Source organism: Stenotrophomonas sp. 2YAF26, from assembly GCF_052114625.1.
Taxonomy (GTDB): domain Bacteria; phylum Pseudomonadota; class Gammaproteobacteria; order Xanthomonadales; family Xanthomonadaceae; genus Stenotrophomonas; species Stenotrophomonas indicatrix.
On sequence record NZ_JBFRFC010000007.1, the window covers coordinates 174,701 to 191,972 of the forward strand.

Consider the following 17,272-nt stretch of genomic DNA (forward strand, 5'->3'; position numbering starts at 1 on the left):
GCCGGCCAGCGGCCGGCTCTACCCGTCGGCGCAGACGCGCCTTACTTTTTCTTGGCCGGAGCGGTAGCTGCCGTGGCCGGCACCGGATCGCTGCCGTGGCGCTTGGTCATCCACCACTGCTGCAGCAGGCCCAAGCCACCATTGACCACCCAGTACAGCACCAGGCCGGACGGCATGAAGGCCATCATGACGCCGAACACCAGCGGCATGAACTGCATCATCTTCTGCTGCATCGGGTCCATGCCCGGTGCTGGCGTCAGCTTCTGGGTGAACCACATCACCGCCACGTTGATCACCGGCAGGATGAAGTACGGGTCGCGGGCGGTCAGGTCCTGGATCCAGCCGAACCAGGGCGCCTGGCGCAGTTCGACCGATTCCACCAGCACCCAGTACAGGGCGAAGAAGATCGGCATCTGGATGAGGATCGGCAGGCAGCCGCCCATCGGATTGATCTTTTCCTTCTTGTACAGCTCCATCATCGCGGTCTGGAACTTCTGGCGGTCATCGCCATAGCGTTCCTTCAGCTGTGCGATGCGCGGCTGGAAGCGACGCATTTTGGCGCCACTCTTGTACTGCGTCGCCGACAGCGGGTACAGCACGATCTTCAGCAGCACCACCAGGCCGACGATGGCCCAGCCCCAGTTGCCCACCAGCTTGTGCACCTGGTTGAGCACCCAGAACAGGCCCTGGCCGATCACCGCCATCATCGAGAAGCGGCTGTAGTCGACCACACGGTCCAGACCCGGCACGTCTTCCTTGGCGATCAGGTTGACCAGCTTCGGGCCGACCCACAGGCGGGCCTCGGTGCTGGTGGACTGGCCCGGGGCCACGGTGAAGGCCGGGCCACGCGCTTCGATCAGGTCACGACCGGCCACCTGCGACAGCACGTAGTGTGCGGTCTGGTCCTTCTGCGGGATCCAGGCGGTGAAGAAGTGGTGCTGCAGCATCGCCAGCCAGCCGCCGGTGATGTTCTGGTTCAGCGCGCCATCGTCCAGATAATCCTTGAACGCACGACGCTGGTACTTCTTGTCGTTGTCGTACCAGGTGGCACCGTTGAAGCTGAACGAGTCCGGGTTGGTCATGCTCCGCGACAGGATCGTAGGGCTGCGGTCCAGGGTGCGGTAGACGTAGCCGTTCCACGGCGCGGCGCCGGCATTGCTGACTTCATCCTTGAAGCGGATCGCATACTCGTTGCGGCCCACGATCAGGGTGCGCTTGATGGTCACGCCGTTGTCGGCGGTCCATACGAACGGAACCTGCAGTTCGTTCTGGCCCTTGGCCAGCACGAAGTCGCGGGTGTCACCGACCAGCTTGAAACCGTCGGCACCCGGCACCGGGGTGTTCTTGTCTTCGCTGGCCCAACCGCTGATCGCGCTGTAGGGATGCGCGGGATCTTCGGTCAGCAGGCGCACCGGCGGGCTGCCTTCGTCCTTGCTCTGCGGGAACTGCAGCAGTTCGGCGTCGAGCACGCGGCCGCCATCGAGCTTCAGGCGCAGCACGTCGGTGGTGATGGTCACGGTCTGTGCGGACGGGGTGGCGCTGGCCTGGGCCTGTGCAGCGGCCTGACCCGGGGCACCGGGAACCTGCGCGCTGGGGATGCTGCCCGGGGACGCGCCGGGGACGCTCTGGGCGGCGGCCGGGGCCGAGCTGGTCGTCGGCGCCGGGGTCGGGGCGGACTTCTCACGGCTCCACTCCATCCACAACAGCACGGCCACCATCAGCCAGGCAAAGATCAGGAAAACACGGGTCTGGTTCATCAGCAGGCAGGCTCAGCGGGGCCGGGACGCGGTGCCGGCTCGGTGACGGAGGAAATGGCAATGCCATCAGGCGGCGGCATTGTGCCGTCCACGCCCGGCGCGGGCAATGCGCGCAGGCGCCGCAGCAGGCGCAGGAAGGCCTGGCGGATATCTTCGTTGCTGGCATGACGCGCAGCAGTACGAGCCACGACGACGAAGTCGCCTGGCTGTATGTCGGTTCGTGTCTGACGCAAGGCGTCGCGCAGGACGCGCTTGATCCGGTTACGCCCAACGGCGTGAGGATCGACCTTGCGGGAAACCGCCAGACCCAGCCTGGCCGGCCGGTCAGCCGGTAGCCAGTGCAGGGTCATCAGCGGATCGGACACACGGCGGGCGCCGTTGAAGACCGTTGAATATTCGGCACGCGTGCGAACCCGCGCAGAGCGAGGGAATCGCTTGCGCGGGTCTGCAGTATTCACTGTCGAATGGATTGCGTCTGCCGCTGGATGCGGCATGGCAATCAGGCGCTCAGGACTTTGCGGCCCTTGGCGCGGCGACGCGACAGGATCTTGCGGCCGTCAGCGGTCTTCATACGGGCACGGAAGCCGTGGTCGCGCTTACGCTTGAGGTTGCTGGGCTGGAAGGTGCGCTTGGTGGCCATGTGGGCCTCTCGTATGAATGGGACGGAAAGAACCGGAAATTTTAGAGAGGTGTCCCCCCTCCCGTCAACCCCTGTCTGCTACGCCAATTCACCGGGCTGTGCAATAGCTGTGGATCTTTTTGTGAATAAGTAGGGGACAAGCATTCCGAAGGCGGGCGCTCGGTGGTAGGCTGAGCCATCCATTTCCCCCCTTTCAGGCCTGTGTTTGGGCGCCTTTTCGCGCCTATGCATCGGCCACCGGACAATTATTGCTGATGGATGCCTGGTCACGTAGTCTCGAGCGACTCGAGGCGGAGTTCCCGCCCGAGGATGTTCACACCTGGTTGAAGCCGCTGCAGGCAGATCTGCGCGCTGACAGCCTGGTGCTGTATGCACCGAATGCCTTCATTGTCGATCAGGTGCGCGAACTGTACCTGCCGCGGATCCGCGAGCTGGTTACCCACTTTGCCGGTTTCGGCGACGTATTTCTTGAAATCGGCTCGCGTCCGCGGCCCGTGGACGCGCAGATCGCGCCGGTTTCCAGCCATTCGGCGCAGGCGCCAGTGCAGCCGCAGGTTCCCTTTGCCGGCAACCTGGACAACCACTACACCTTCGCCAACTTCGTGGAAGGCCGCAGCAACCAGCTGGGTCTGGCCGCAGCATTCCAGGCGGCGCAGAAGCCGGGCGACCGCGCGCACAATCCGCTGCTGCTGTACGGGGGCACCGGCCTGGGCAAGACCCACCTGATGTTCGCCGCAGGCAACGCGATGCGTCAGGCCAATCCGGCCGCCAAGGTGCTGTACCTGCGTTCGGAACAGTTCTTCAGCGCGATGATCCGGGCCTTGCAGGAAAAGACCATGGACCAGTTCAAGCGCCAGTTCCAGCAGGTCGACGCGCTGCTGATCGATGACATCCAGTTCTTCGCCGGCAAGGATCGCACCCAGGAAGAGTTTTTCCACACCTTCAACGCGCTGTTCGATGGCAAGCAGCAGATCATCCTGACCTGCGACCGCTATCCGCGCGAAGTCGAAGGCCTGGAAGCGCGCCTGAAGTCGCGGCTTGCCTGGGGCCTGTCGGTCGCCATCGAGCCGCCGGACTTCGAGACCCGCGCGGCGATCGTGCTGGCCAAGGCCCGCGAGCGTGGTGCCGAGATTCCCGATGACGTTGCGTTCCTGATTGCCAAGAAGATGCGCTCCAATGTGCGCGACCTCGAGGGTGCGCTGAATACCCTGACCGCCCGCGCCAATTTCACCGGCCGTGCGATCACCACCGAATTCGCCCAGGAAACCCTGCGCGACCTGCTGCGCGCCCAGCAGCAGGCGATCAGCATTCCCAACATCCAGAAAACCGTTGCCGATTACTACGGGCTGCAGATCAAGGATCTGCTGTCCAAGCGTCGGACCCGGTCGCTGGCCCGTCCGCGCCAGGTTGCCATGGCGCTGACCAAGGAACTGACCGAACACAGCCTGCCCGAAATCGGCGACGCCTTTGCCGGTCGCGATCACACCACGGTGCTGCATGCCTGCCGGCAGATCCGCACCCTGATGGAAGCCGACGGCAAGCTCCGCGAGGACTGGGACAAGCTGATCCGGAAGCTGAGCGAATGATGCACGTACGCCGATAAGGCGTCACCGCATAAAACGGTGCAGAATCCGGTAGTAAGCGCGGGACAGGGTGTGGATAAAAACGCCGTTGGATTTCCCGGAAGATTTATCCACAGCTTTCCCCACCCCTTGGGGGCTGGTAATGCAGAGGGTTTCGAAGCCTGAAACCCTTTTGTTTACAAAGACTTAGCTGTGTTTTCCAGCGATTCTGGCTCTACCAGCACCACCAAGCTTTTGATTTATTCCACATTTTTTTAAAGCATAGGGGCACGGAACCACATGCGTTTCACACTGCAGCGCGAAGCCTTTCTCAAGCCGTTGGCACAGGTCGTCAACGTGGTCGAACGCCGCCAGACCCTTCCGGTTCTGGCCAATTTCCTGGTGCAGGTGCAGAACGGCCAGCTGTCGCTGACCGGTACCGACCTGGAAGTGGAAATGGTGTCGCGGATCGCGGTTGAAGATGCCCAGGACGGCGAAACCACCATTCCCGCCCGCAAGCTGTTCGAGATCATCCGCGCCCTGCCTGATGGCAGCCGGATCACCGTCTCGCAGACCGGTGACAAGATCACCGTGCAGGCAGGACGCAGCCGCTTCACCCTGGCCACCCTGCCCTCCAACGACTTCCCGTCGGTGGACGAAGTGGAAGCCACCGAGCGTGTGGCGATCGGCGAAGCAACCCTGAAGGAGCTGATCGAGCGCACTGCGTTCGCGATGGCCCAGCAGGACGTGCGCTATTACCTCAACGGCCTGCTGTTCGACCTGCGCGGTGATGCGCTGCGCACCGTCGCCACTGACGGCCATCGCCTGGCCCTGTGCGAAACCGATCTGGCCAAGCCAAGCGGTTCCAAGCGCCAGATCATCGTGCCGCGCAAGGGCGTGACCGAACTGCAGCGCCTGCTGGAAAGCGGTGATCGCGAGATCGAATTGGAAGTCGGCCGCAGCCACGTTCGCGTGAAGCGCGACGATGTCACCTTCACGTCGAAGCTGATCGACGGTCGCTTCCCGGATTACGAGGCAGTGATTCCGATTGGTGCCGACCGCGAGGTGAAGGTTGATCGCGAAGCACTGCGTGCCTCGCTGCAGCGTGCTGCGATCCTCTCCAACGAGAAGTACCGCGGCATCCGCGTGGAAGTTTCGCCGGGCAACCTGAAGATCAGCGCGCACAACCCGGAGCAGGAAGAAGCCCAGGAAGAGATCGAAGCCGACACCACGGTCAGCGACCTGGCCATCGGCTTCAACGTGAACTACCTGCTGGATGCCCTCTCCGCCCTGCGCGACGAAGAAGTGATCATCCAGCTGCGCGACTCCAACTCCTCGGCGCTGGTGCGTGAATCGAGCAGCGAGAAGTCGCGTCATGTGGTGATGCCGTTGCGTCTCTGACAGCTTCGCCGTTCCACGTGGAACACATGGACGCCCGGGAGATCCGGGCGTCTTTTTTTTGTTCCACGTGGAGCATCGTTGCGAATGCCACCGCCGCCCTCGTGGCTCCTGCCGATGAGAGCATCCGCGTTGCCCTGATTGATTGTCGGCGCATGGAACCCATGGTCCGGCGAATCCAGTTGTGGAATCCACGTGCTGAGATGACGAGACACGTTGGATATGAGCACTCAGCGGAATCCGATGCAGCAGCTTCCGCCTGAGTGCTGACCTATCTGTCCACAGGCCTCATTCGTGGGAATTCGGAGCTTCCCTAGCTTCTAAATCTGGGTATAAATCAAAAGCTTGGTGGTGATGGTAGGGCCAGATTTTATGTAAAAGTAGGCTATGTTGATGATTTGGAAGGGTTTTATAGGGCTGAAACCCCCTGTATATAGGCCATCAAGCCTGGGTGGGAACCTGTGGATAGTTTTGCAGCCAAGGGAAAGTGCCTTTTTTATCCACAGTTCGCCCACACCTTGTGTATAAGTCATACAGGCCCGCTGTGGATGGCGTGGAACTGCCGCGTTGAATTTCTTGAAATCTGTGGAACCTGGCAGGGGCGTTGATCGCAGATTTCAAGGAATTTGAGCAGCACTGGCTGCGACCTCGGTGCGAAGTCAGGCCGTGAGCCGGAGCCACGGTCTTCGGAATGGTGAAATCTGGACGCCTCGAGCCTTGGCTTCCTGCTGGATTTGAACGATCTCGGCCACTGTCTCCGGTAGCCTCCACACCGGCAGGCCCCCGCCACGTGGAACCGTGTTCTCCAAGGCTGCAACCAGCCGCTGATGTCGGTCCACATCCATCCACGATGGCTGGCTTGACCAATGCAGTAAGCTGGGTGATTCCCCGCCCCTCTACCGCCATGTGCGGATGGTCTGTCGCATCCCATGCAGATTCGTCGTCTTGCCCTCCACCAGTTGCGTCGTTTCGATGCGGTGGAGCTGTCGCCCCAGCCAGGGGTGAATCTGCTGACCGGTGACAACGGCGCTGGCAAGACCAGCGTCCTTGAAGCGTTGCATCTGATGGCCTATGGGCGGAGTTTCCGCGGGCGGGTACGCGATGGCCTGGTGCGTCAGGGTCACGAAGCCCTGGAAGTCTTCGTGGAATGGGACGAGCAACGCGGTGATCTGCCCGCGCAGAGGCGAAAAGCAGGGTTGCGGCATAGTGGGCAGGAGTGGAAGGGGCGGCTGGATGGCGAAGACGTCGCCCAACTCGGAAACCTGTGTGCCGCCCTGGCGGTGGTGACCTTCGAACCGGGCAGTCACGCCCTGGTGAGTGGTGGTGGCGAACCGCGTCGGCGCTTTCTGGATTGGGGCCTGTTCCACGTGGAACCAGACTTTCTCTCCTTGTGGAGACGCTATTCGCGGGCGTTGAAGCAGCGCAATGCCCTGCTCAAGCAGGGCGGGCCGTCGCGGATGCTCGATACTTGGGATCACGAGCTGGCCGAGGCGGGAGAACCGCTGACCAGTCGTCGGCAGCACTACCTGGAGCGGCTGCAGTCCCGAACGATCGCATTGGCCGAGGCATTGGCTCCGCAACTCGGAATCGTCGGCCTGAATCTGAGCCCCGGCTGGCGCCGACACGAGGTTCCGCTGGCAGATGCGCTTCTGCTGGCGCGCGATCGCGACCGTCAGGCGGGTTACACATCGCTTGGCCCGCACCGGGCGGACTGGAGCGTCGCGTTCCAGAGCATCCCAGGGCGCGATGCGCTGTCACGCGGCCAGGCCAAGCTCACCGCCCTCGCCTGTCTGCTGGCGCAGGCGGAGGATTACGCCGAGCAGCGTGGCGAGTGGCCCGTCATCGCGCTCGACGATCTGGCCTCGGAGCTGGATCGCACCCACCAGGCCCGGGTATTGCACCGCCTGTTGGCAGCGCCGGCGCAGATATTCATCACCGCAACAGAAACGCCCGCAGCACTGGAGACTCTGAGCAACATCACCCGGTTCCACGTGGAACATGCACAGATTGTGGCTGTGCCATAGTGGGCACGGCAAGGCCGCTCAGCCCCGGCTGGTATAATTCAGGCTGCTATCCCTTCATTCTCGGCACATCGCTAAAAGCGGTGTCCGACCTGCGGAGCCTACGGCAAGCGCAATGACCGACGAACAGAACACCCCGGCAAACAACGGCAACTACGACGCCAACAGCATTACGGCCCTGGAAGGCCTGGAGGCTGTCCGCAAGCGCCCAGGCATGTACATCGGCGACGTCCATGACGGCACCGGCCTGCATCACATGGTGTTCGAGGTCGTCGACAACTCGATCGACGAAGCCCTCGCCGGCCATGCTGACCACGTGTCGGTGACGATCCATGCCGACGGCTCGGTTGGAGTGTCCGACAACGGTCGCGGCATCCCGACGGGCAAGCACGAGCAGATGAGCAAGAAGCTCGACCGCGACGTGTCTGCTGCCGAAGTCGTGATGACGGTCCTGCACGCAGGCGGCAAGTTCGACGACAACAGCTACAAGGTTTCCGGCGGCCTGCACGGCGTGGGTGTCAGCGTGGTCAACGCGCTGTCGCAGAAGCTGGTCCTGGATATCTACCAGGGCGGTTTCCACTACCAACAGGAATACGCAGACGGCGCAGCGCTGCACCCGCTCAAGCAGGTCGGCCCCAGCACCAAGCGCGGTACCACCCTGCGCTTCTGGCCGTCGGTAAAGGCTTTCCACGACAACGTGGAATTCCACTACGACATCCTGGCCCGTCGCCTGCGCGAATTGTCCTTCCTCAATTCCGGCGTCAAGATCGTGCTGGTGGACGAGCGTGGTGATGGGCGCCGCGACGACTTCCATTACGAGGGCGGCATCCGCAGCTTCGTGGAGCATCTGGCGCAGTTGAAGACGCCGTTGCATCCGAACGTGATCTCGGTAAGCGGCGAATCCAACGGCATCACCGTGGAAGTGGCGTTGCAGTGGACCGACTCCTACCAGGAGACGATGTACTGCTTCACCAACAACATTCCGCAGAAGGACGGCGGTACCCACCTGGCCGGCTTCCGTGGCGCGTTGACCCGCGTGCTCAACAATTACATCGAGCAGAACGGTATCGCCAAGCAGGCCAAGATCAACCTGACCGGCGATGACATGCGCGAAGGCATGATCGCGGTGCTGTCGGTCAAGGTGCCGGACCCGAGCTTCTCCAGCCAGACCAAGGAAAAGCTGGTCAGCTCGGATGTGCGCCCGGCCGTGGAAAGCGCATTCGGCCAGCGCCTGGAAGAGTTCCTGCAGGAAAACCCGAACGAAGCCAAGGCCATCGCCGGCAAGATCGTCGACGCTGCCCGTGCCCGCGAAGCCGCGCGCAAGGCGCGTGACCTGACCCGCCGCAAGGGTGCGCTGGATATCGCCGGCCTGCCGGGCAAGCTGGCCGACTGCCAGGAAAAGGATCCGGCGCTGTCCGAACTGTTCATCGTCGAGGGTGACTCGGCAGGTGGTTCGGCCAAGCAGGGTCGTAACCGCAAGAACCAGGCGGTGCTGCCGCTGCGCGGCAAGATCCTCAACGTGGAACGTGCACGCTTCGACCGCATGCTGGCGTCCGACCAGGTGGGTACGCTGATCACCGCGCTGGGCACCGGCATCGGTCGCGACGAGTACAACCCGGACAAGCTGCGTTACCACAAGATCATCATCATGACCGACGCCGACGTCGACGGCGCGCACATCCGCACCCTGCTGCTGACGTTCTTCTACCGTCAGATGCCGGAGCTGATCGAGCGTGGTTATGTCTATATCGGCCTGCCGCCGTTGTACAAGATCAAGCAGGGCAAGCAGGAGCTGTACCTGAAGGACGATCCGGCGCTGGACAGCTATCTGGCCAGCAGCGCAGTGGAGAACGCGGGGCTGGTGCCGGCCAGCGGCGAGCCGCCGATCGATGGCGTGGCGCTGGAAAAGCTGCTGCTTGCCTACGCTGCCGCGCAGGACACGATCAACCGCAATACCCATCGTTACGACCGCAACCTGCTCGAAGCGCTGGTCGACTTCATGCCGTTGGAGCTGGAAAACCTGCGCAACGCAGGTCCCGGCGAAGGCCTGGACGCGCTGGCCAAGCACCTCAACCAGGGCAACCTCGGCAGCGCCCGTTTCACCCTGGAACTGCAGGAACCCAACGAGCAGCGTCCCGCTGCGGTGCTGGTCACGCGCAGCCACATGGGCGAACAGCACATCCAGGTGCTGCCGCTGTCCGCGCTGGAAAGCGGCGAGCTGCGTGGCATCCACCAGGCAGCGCAGCTGCTGCACGGTCTGGTCCGCGAAGGCGCGGTCATCACCCGTGGCGCCAAGTCGATCGAGATCGAGTCGTTCGCGCAGGCCCGCAACTGGCTGCTGGACGAAGCCAAGCGCGGCCGTCAGATCCAGCGATTCAAGGGTCTGGGCGAAATGAATCCGGAACAGCTGTGGGACACCACCGTCAATCCCGATACCCGTCGCCTGCTGCAGGTGCGTATCGAAGATGCGGTGGCCGCTGACCAGATCTTCAGCACCCTGATGGGTGATGTGGTCGAACCGCGCCGCGACTTCATCGAAGACAACGCGCTGAAGGTCGCCAACCTGGATATCTGACACAATCGGATGGTGGCCGGCGCGCGGGGAGGCGCGCCGGCTTTTGTCCCTTGATCGCAGGTAATCGATGTCCGCTTCCGCCCCGGTTTCCGCTCCGCCGCCGGTTCCACCGGCTACTGTCACGCCCCGCGCCTCCTCGCCGCTGGCGGGCTTCTTCATCGATCTGGGAATCGCTGCCGTCACCCTGTTCGGGCTGAGCCTGGTGGGCGGGCTGATCTGGGGACTCTATCGCGGCATCGTTGTGGGATACGCCAGCGCCAAATCCGGCGGTGGCACGCCTGACCCGGCAGCGGTCACCCAGCAGCTCGGCCAGCCCGGTGCTCTTGGGCAGATCCTGATGGCACTGGTCGCTACCGGCGGCGCAGCACTGCTGGTGTATTTCTGGCGCCGACCGGCCAACGCTGCCGAACGCCAGCGTTCACGGGACGCACTCCGTCGCCCCTCCACCTGGGGTTGGACCCTGCTGGTGGCCAGCGCGATCGTGATCGGCAGTAACGGTATCGCCTTCGTGGCCAAGCAGATGGGCATCGAGCCGGTGCCGACGAATCTCGAACTGATGCAGAACGCGGTTGCCCGTTTTCCGCTGTTCCTGACGTTGTTCGCCGTGGTACTGGCACCTGCCTACGAGGAACTGCTGTTCCGCCGGGTGCTGTTCGGGCGCCTGTGGCAGGCCGGACGGCCGTGGCTGGGGATGATCCTGAGCAGCCTGGCGTTCGCGCTCATCCATGAAATTCCCGGTACCAGCGCCAATGGCCCGGCCGAGATCGCCCAGCTATGGCTGGTCTATGGCGGCATGGGCGCCGCGTTCTGCTGGCTGTACCGCCGCACCGGCACCTTGTGGGCGGCGATCGCCGCACATGCACTGAACAATGCCGTGGCGCTTGCGGCCCTGGTGTTTTTCGGGGCAACGTAAGGCGCTGTCCGCTTGACGAAAGATTAAGCAGACCCGTTACACACTGGGCTTCTGAACACGGGGGTGGGTCCATGAAACAACTGCTGCTGGCCATCGTCATCACCACTCTGGTCAGCGCCTGCGCGACCACCACTTCACCCACTGGCCGTCGGCAGATGGTGGGCGGTGTGTCGCAGGCGCAGCTGGACCAGCTGGGTGCGCAGGCGTTCGCCGAAACCAAACAGAAAGAGAAGATCAGCAGCGATGGCCGCCAGAACGGCTACGTGCAATGCGTGGTCAACGCGCTCGTTGCACAGCTGCCGCCTCAGTACCGTGGCGTACGGTGGGAAACGGCGGTGTTCGTCGACAAGGAACCCAATGCCTTCGCCCTGCCCGGCGGCAAGGTCGGGGTCAACACCGGCATCTTCAGCGTTGCCAAGAACCAGGATCAGCTGGCAGCGGTGATCGGCCATGAAATCGGCCACGTGATCGCCCGCCACCACGAAGAACGCATCACCCGACAGATGGGCGCGCAGACTGGATTGGCGGTGCTGGGCGCGCTGGCCGGCGCCTATGGCGGCGAAGGTGCAGCCAGTACGGTCAACCAGCTGGGCGGGATGGGGGCGCAGACCGCGTTCCTGTTGCCCGGCTCACGCACCCAGGAGAGCGAGGCTGACGTGATCGGTCAGCGGTTGATGGCCGAGGCCGGATTCAACCCCGCCCAGGCCGTCGATCTGTGGCAGAACATGATGGCCGCCAGCGGCGGTCGCAGCCCGCAATGGTTGTCGACCCATCCCGATCCAGCCAATCGGATCAGGGAGTTGCAGCGTGATGTGCCGGCGCTCGGCCCCGTCTACCAGCAGGCGCAGGCGGCCGGACGCCGGCCAAAGTGTGGCTGAGTGCGCAGATTCATGCTGTATTGCAGCACATAAAACGATTTCTCACGCCATCTGTTTCTGATACGTTTGGCGGCTCAGATTTTTCTGACAGTCCGACTTTGCCGCTACCGGCGGTTCGATCGAGGTGAACGATGATTTTCCGTAACCACAAAGCTGTGCTTTCCGTCCTCATCGCCACTGCCCTGACCGGCGCCGTGGTCACCGACGCGTTCGCGCAGTCCTCGCGTTCGTCCGAGCGTGGCAACCGTGGCGGCAAGCAGGCCAAGGCCGAAGTGCTGTTCCCGAACGCGACCCGCCAGGAACCGGCAGCGAAGTCGTCGGCCAAGCTGGGCAGCAAGCTGCAGAAGATGATTGACAGCTACAACAAGGAAAAGTTCCCGGAGACCCGCACGCTGGCCGACGAGATCCTGGCCACCGACGGCGCCAACGAGTACGACAAGTCGCTGGCCGCGCAGCTCGCCTCCCAGGCCGCCTACCAGACCGACGACACCGCAGCCGCCATCGCGTACCTGAAGCAGGTGCTGCAGTTCAACGGCCTGGACAACAACGGCCACTTCCAGTCGATGCTGATGCTGGGCCAGCTGCAGATCCAGGAAGACAAGACCGCTGAAGGCCTGGCGACCCTGGACAAGTACTTCGCCGAGAGCAAGTCGACCAAGCCGGAAGAGCTGATCATCAAGGGCCAGGCGCTGTACCAGCTGGAGCGCTACCAGGAAGCGATCCCGGTGCTGAAGCAGGCCATTGCCGGCGCTGCCGAGCCGAAGGACAACTGGAACCAGCTGCTGATGGCCGCACTGTCCGAAGCCGGCCAGACCGGTGAGGCCGTGCAGGCCGCCGAGGCGCTGGCGGCCAAGAACCCGAACGACAAGAAAGCGCAGCTGAACCTGGCCAACATGTACATGCAGGCCGATCAGATGCCGAAGGCCGCCGCGGTGATGGACAAGCTGCGCAGCAGCGGCCAGCTCACCGAAGAGCGCGAGTACAAGCAGCTGTACTCGATCTATGCCAACACCGAGAACAAGGAAAAGGACGTCATCGCGGTCATCAACGAGGGGTTGCAGAAGGGCATCCTGAAGCCGGATTACCAGGTCTACCTGGCACTGGCCCAGTCCTACTACTACTCCGACCAGGTGCCGCAGGCGATCGATGCGTGGCAGAAGGCCGCCCCGCTCTCCAAGGACGGTGAGACCTACCTGAATCTGGCACGCGTTTTGCACAGTGAAGGTCGTGTCCCGGAGGCCAAGCAGGCCGCCCAGCAGGCGCTGGCGAAGGGCGTGAAGAACCAGGCGGATGCCAAGAAAATCATCAACCTGAAGTAAGTAGGAATAACGCCTGAACGCCTGCCCAGTTGATGCGCAAGCGCTCAGGATTGGTATAAGCTTGGAGGTTCCTGCGGTGTCATGCACCGCTGATCAGGGATCCCGCCCCCGGGATTCCGGCCCCACTATTGAGCTCTTGGCGCATGACGGAACAACTAGTCGTTCACCGGTACGAACAACCCGATGACAAGGGGCTGAGCTGGCCTCGCATCGTCGGTATCGCGTTTGTAATCGCCCTGCATCTGGCCGCCTTCATGATGCTCCTGATTCCTGCCGTGGCTCCCAAGGCCGTGGCGGAGAAGGAGCGCAACGTCATGGTGACCATCGTCGACGCACCGCCGCCGCCGCCACCGCCGCCGCCGCCGCCGCCGCCGCAGGACACCCCGCCGCCGCCGGTGAAGAATCTGTCGCCGCCGAAGCCGTCGCCCGTCCCGCCGCCGCCGCAGGCGCCGGTCGTCGACGTGCCGGAACCGCGCCCGAACGATATCGTCACCCCGCCGTCGCCGCCGTCGCCGCCGGCACCGCCGACCTCGATCGAGGCCAGCGTGGACATCTCGTCGAAGGCCATGAATCCGCCGCGCTATCCGCCGGCCGCCTTCCGCGCTGGTATCCAGGGCGAAGTGATCCTGATCATTGATGTCGATGCAAGCGGCAACGTCACCAATGTCACGGTGGAAAAGTCCAGCCGTAACCGCGATCTGGACCGTGCTGCGATGGAAGCTGCCCGCAAGTGGCGTTTCAACGCCGCCGAAGCTGGCGGTAAGAAGGCTGCTGGCCGCGTCCGCGTCCCGGTCAACTTTGCGCTGAACTGATGCGCCCGGGTGGCCGCCTGGCCACCCTCGCCTCCAGTTCGATTGTTTAGCTTAGCTACACCCTTTATCACCACACACAACAAAGGTAAGCGTCATGCTGCAGGAAATTTTCATCGCCGCTGCTGCCGGGGGCAATCCGTCCAACGCCCTGTCGCAGATGGGCTTCGAGCATCTGATCCACGAAATGACCACCAAGCCGGGTGATTTCGCGGTTTCCTGGGTCGTGCTGCTGACCCTGGTCGTCATGTCCGCCATGTCCTGGTACTGGACCGTCATCAACATCTTCCGTGCTACCCGCCTGAAGAGCGCCGCTGATCGCGTCGTCAGCCTGTTCTGGGATACCCCGAACGCGCAGGACGCCATCCGTGCAATGGAAGAGCAGCCGGCTTCGGAGCCGTTCTCGAAGATCGCACTGGACGCTGCACAGGCTGCTGCGCACCACCAGCGTGCTGAAGGCGGCGCTGTCGGCGGCGTGGGTGAGAACCTGAGCCGTTCGGAGTTCGTCGACCGCGCTCTGCGCCAGGCCGTGACCCGCGAAAGCAACAAGCTGCAGTCGGGCATGACCCTGCTGGCCACCGTCGGTGCAACCGCTCCGTTCGTCGGTCTGCTGGGTACCGTGTGGGGCATCTACGGCGCGCTGATCAAGATCGGTGCCACCGGCTCCGCTTCGATCGACGCCGTTGCCGGCCCGGTGGGTGAAGCACTGATCATGACCGCCATCGGTCTGTTCGTCGCGATCCCGGCCGTGTTCGCCTTCAACTTCTTCAGCAAGATCAACAGCGCGACCATCAGCAAGTTCGATACCTTCGCGCACGACCTGCACGACTTCTTCGCCACCGGTTCGCGCGTCCGCTAATTGCGACGCGCTGTACCCGCGAGAACGTAGTCACCAAGATCTAGACGGAGCCCGTTATGGCTTTCAGTAGTGGTAACAGCGGCGGCCCCATGGCCGACATCAACGTTACGCCCCTCGTGGACGTGATGCTGGTGCTGCTGATCATCTTCATCATCACGGCGCCGCTGATGTCCCACAAGGTCAAGGTGGATCTGCCGGAGGCCAATCTGGTCCAGAAGCCGGACGACACCAACGACCGCAAGGGTCCCATCACCCTGGCAGTCAAGGAAGACGGTTCGATCTACTGGAACGACGAAGAGATCGACAAGCAGACCCTCGAGTCGCGCTTGGCGACCGCCGCCCAGCAGACCCCGCAGCCGCCGTTGAACCTGCGTGGTGACCGCACCACCAAGATGCGTGTCATCAACGAGATGACCAAGGTCGCGCAGGAACAGGGCATGCTGGACGTCGGCTTCGTGGCGACCAAAGAGAAGGGGCAATAAGCCATGGCATTCAGTAGTGGTGGTGGCAAAGGCCCCATGGCAGACATCAACGTCACGCCCCTCGTGGACGTGATGCTGGTGCTGCTGATCATCTTCATCGTGACCGCGCCGATCATGACGTACCCGATCGCCGTGGACCTGCCGCAGCGCGTGCTCAACCCACCGCCGCAGCTGGTCGAACCGCCGCCGCCGATCGAGCTGAAGATCGACGCCAGCAACCAGGTCTCGTGGAACAACAGCCCGATCGGTACGCACGAACTGCAGCAGCGGATGGAGCAGGAGGTCCAGCGTGACCCGACCAACCAGCCGGAACTGCGGATCGATGCCAGCCCGGATTCGGAGTACGACGTGATGGCCAAGGTTCTGGCCGCCGCGAAGAATGCTCAGATGAAGAAGATCGGCTTCGTGCAGCAGTAAATCGCTACACCGCAATACATCAGTCATGACGCGACTGCAGGCGCCCCTGGAAACAGGGGCGTCTTTTTTTTGTGCGTGCAGGCGTCTTCCCGGCAACGCCGTTGGCAATGAATGCCTCTGGCCGGTGCCTGTCCCCGCTATGATCGGCGGATGCTCGCCCTCTTCGATTCCGTGCGCCATTGGCTTGATGGCATCGCCCACCTGGGAACGATCCTGGCGGTGGCCTATCTGCTGTATCTGCTGGCGTTGACGGGCTGGATCATGCTGCAGAAGCGCGAGCCGGTGGCCACGCTGAGCTGGATCCTGTCGCTGGCGCTGCTGCCCTACCTCGGCCTCTTCATCTACTACCTGCTGGGCCCACAGAAGGTGAAGCGGCAACGGCTGCGGCGCGGTCGCGCGCGCTCGGGCATGGAGCACTACAGCGATGTCTGCCCGCCCGATGCCGACTGCACCGAACTAGCCAAGATCGCGCAGGCGACCACCGGGCTGGCGCCAAGCACGGCCACCGAAGTGACCTGGCTGGTCGACGGCGCGGCCACCTACGCCGCGCTGCTGGAAGCGGTGGCACAGGCGCAGGACCATGTGCATCTGGAGTACTACATCTTCAATCCCGACCACGCCGGCACCGCGTTGCGGGATGCGTTGGTGGAACGGGCCAGCGCCGGTGTGCAGGTGCGGCTGCTGCTGGATGCGGTAGGTTCTTCGGCCGTGCGCCAGCGCTTCCTGCAGCCGCTGTTGAACGCCGGCGCGGAAGTAGTCTGGTTCCATCCTCGGCAGCTGTTGAAACCATTCAAACGCCCCTGGTTGAACCTGCGCACGCACCGCAAGCTGGTGATCGTCGATGGCCGGCTGGCGTTCACCGGCGGCATCAATATCACCGACGACGAAGACGAAAGTCGCAACCCGAATGCCTACCGCGATCTGCACATGCGCCTGCGCGGGCACGTGGTGCGCAGCCTGCAGCTGGTGTTCGCCGAGGACTGGCTGTACGCCAGCGGCCAGGACCACTCGCGGTTCGATATCGCCCGGCTGTGGCCCAGCGACATGCCCCTGCGCGGCGACGGCGCGATCAACGCGCAGGTGCTGGTGTCCGGCCCGGATTCGGGATGGGAGACCATCCATCGCCTTCATGTGGCGGCCATCCAGGAAGCACGTGAGCGGGTCTGGCTGGTGACGCCTTACTTCGTACCTGGCGAGGCGGCGCGGATGGCGCTGACGTCGGCGGCACTCGGCGGCCTGGACGTGCGCCTGCTGGTGCCGAAGATGAGCGACTCCTGGTTCGTCACCCAGGCCGCCCGCTCGTACTTCGACGAACTGCTGCATGCGGGAGTGAAGATCTACGAGTACGGTCCGCGCATGCTGCATACCAAGGCCTTCATCGCCGACGATGATGTCTGCATCGTTGGCAGCGCCAACTTCGACCACCGCAGCTTCCGCCTGAACTTCGAGCTGTCGATGATGATCAGCGACCGTGGCCGGGTGGCGGAACTGTCTACGTTGCTGCAGTCCGAATTCGAGCGTGCCACCCGCGTACACGACCAGGCAGGACGCTCGCTGTGGCTGCACCGGTTGCCCGAAGCCTTCGCGCGATTGGCCTCGCCGCTGCTGTGAGGCAGCGCTACACTGCGGCGGTGGCCCGGGG

The 17,272-nt window shown here is 63.4% G+C and carries 15 protein-coding genes; 12 read left to right on the forward strand and 3 right to left on the reverse strand.

What is annotated here, in order from left to right:
• Nucleotides 1-41: 41 nt before the first annotated feature.
• From yidC to rpmH, 3 genes are read right to left on the reverse strand one after another with little or no spacing between them, the layout of a single operon-like run.
• On the reverse strand, nt 42-1,757 hold the full coding sequence (yidC, locus tag AB4Y98_RS09745) for a membrane protein insertase YidC (protein ID WP_025875582.1): 1,716 nt from the start codon (nt 1,755-1,757) through the stop codon (nt 42-44).
• Complete coding sequence (gene rnpA / locus AB4Y98_RS09750; RefSeq protein WP_025875580.1) at nt 1,757-2,251, reverse strand: ribonuclease P protein component; 495 nt, start codon at nt 2,249-2,251, stop codon at nt 1,757-1,759. Before rnpA ends, yidC begins: the two co-directional genes overlap by 1 nt.
• 5 nt (nt 2,252-2,256) lie before the next feature.
• The gene (gene rpmH / locus AB4Y98_RS09755) at nt 2,257-2,397 is read right to left on the reverse strand and encodes a 50S ribosomal protein L34 (RefSeq protein ID WP_006404565.1); all 141 of its coding nucleotides are present in this window, start codon (nt 2,395-2,397) and stop codon (nt 2,257-2,259) included.
• A gap of 254 nt (nt 2,398-2,651) precedes the next feature.
• On the opposite strand from rpmH, the gene dnaA reads away from it, so the two are divergent.
• From dnaA to cls, 12 genes are all read left to right on the forward strand, one after another.
• On the forward strand, nt 2,652-3,983 hold the full coding sequence (gene dnaA, locus AB4Y98_RS09760) for a chromosomal replication initiator protein DnaA (RefSeq protein ID WP_025875573.1): 1,332 nt from the start codon (nt 2,652-2,654) through the stop codon (nt 3,981-3,983).
• Between the two features lie 276 nt (nt 3,984-4,259).
• Nucleotides 4,260-5,360 (forward strand): DNA polymerase III subunit beta, encoded by a 1,101-nt coding sequence (dnaN, locus tag AB4Y98_RS09765; protein ID WP_005411731.1) that lies wholly within the window; start codon nt 4,260-4,262, stop codon nt 5,358-5,360.
• 926 nt (nt 5,361-6,286) lie between these two features.
• Nucleotides 6,287-7,381 carry a DNA replication/repair protein RecF gene (recF, locus tag AB4Y98_RS09770; RefSeq protein ID WP_223497362.1) on the forward strand — a complete coding sequence of 365 codons (1,095 nt, stop codon included), beginning with the start codon at nt 6,287-6,289 and terminating at the stop codon, nt 7,379-7,381.
• Between the two features lie 112 nt (nt 7,382-7,493).
• Entirely contained in the window at nt 7,494-9,953 is a 2,460-nt protein-coding gene (gene gyrB / locus AB4Y98_RS09775) for a DNA topoisomerase (ATP-hydrolyzing) subunit B (protein ID WP_363734122.1), read from the forward strand.
• Nucleotides 9,954-10,020: 67 nt separating this feature from the next.
• Nucleotides 10,021-10,866 (forward strand): CPBP family intramembrane glutamic endopeptidase, encoded by an 846-nt coding sequence (locus tag AB4Y98_RS09780; protein WP_032978482.1) that lies wholly within the window; start codon nt 10,021-10,023, stop codon nt 10,864-10,866.
• A gap of 71 nt (nt 10,867-10,937) precedes the next feature.
• Nucleotides 10,938-11,744, forward strand: coding sequence for a M48 family metallopeptidase (locus AB4Y98_RS09785; RefSeq protein WP_025875555.1), 807 nt, complete (start codon nt 10,938-10,940; stop codon nt 11,742-11,744).
• A gap of 131 nt (nt 11,745-11,875) precedes the next feature.
• The gene (locus AB4Y98_RS09790) at nt 11,876-13,063 is read left to right on the forward strand and encodes a tetratricopeptide repeat protein (RefSeq protein WP_033832641.1); all 1,188 of its coding nucleotides are present in this window, start codon (nt 11,876-11,878) and stop codon (nt 13,061-13,063) included.
• A 143-nt stretch (nt 13,064-13,206) separates the two neighbouring features.
• Nucleotides 13,207-13,875 carry an energy transducer TonB gene (locus AB4Y98_RS09795; RefSeq protein ID WP_032951834.1) on the forward strand — a complete coding sequence of 223 codons (669 nt, stop codon included), beginning with the start codon at nt 13,207-13,209 and terminating at the stop codon, nt 13,873-13,875.
• 94 nt (nt 13,876-13,969) lie between these two features.
• A complete protein-coding gene (gene exbB, locus AB4Y98_RS09800; RefSeq protein ID WP_025875552.1) occupies nt 13,970-14,731 on the forward strand; it encodes a TonB-system energizer ExbB in 762 nt (253 codons plus the stop codon).
• A gap of 56 nt (nt 14,732-14,787) precedes the next feature.
• Nucleotides 14,788-15,213 (forward strand): ExbD/TolR family protein, encoded by a 426-nt coding sequence (locus AB4Y98_RS09805; protein ID WP_025875550.1) that lies wholly within the window; start codon nt 14,788-14,790, stop codon nt 15,211-15,213.
• Between the two features lie 3 nt (nt 15,214-15,216).
• On the forward strand, nt 15,217-15,630 hold the full coding sequence (locus AB4Y98_RS09810) for an ExbD/TolR family protein (RefSeq protein WP_025875547.1): 414 nt from the start codon (nt 15,217-15,219) through the stop codon (nt 15,628-15,630).
• Between the two features lie 150 nt (nt 15,631-15,780).
• The gene (cls, locus tag AB4Y98_RS09815) at nt 15,781-17,241 is read left to right on the forward strand and encodes a cardiolipin synthase (RefSeq protein ID WP_442244255.1); all 1,461 of its coding nucleotides are present in this window, start codon (nt 15,781-15,783) and stop codon (nt 17,239-17,241) included.
• Nucleotides 17,242-17,272: the final 31 nt, after the last annotated feature.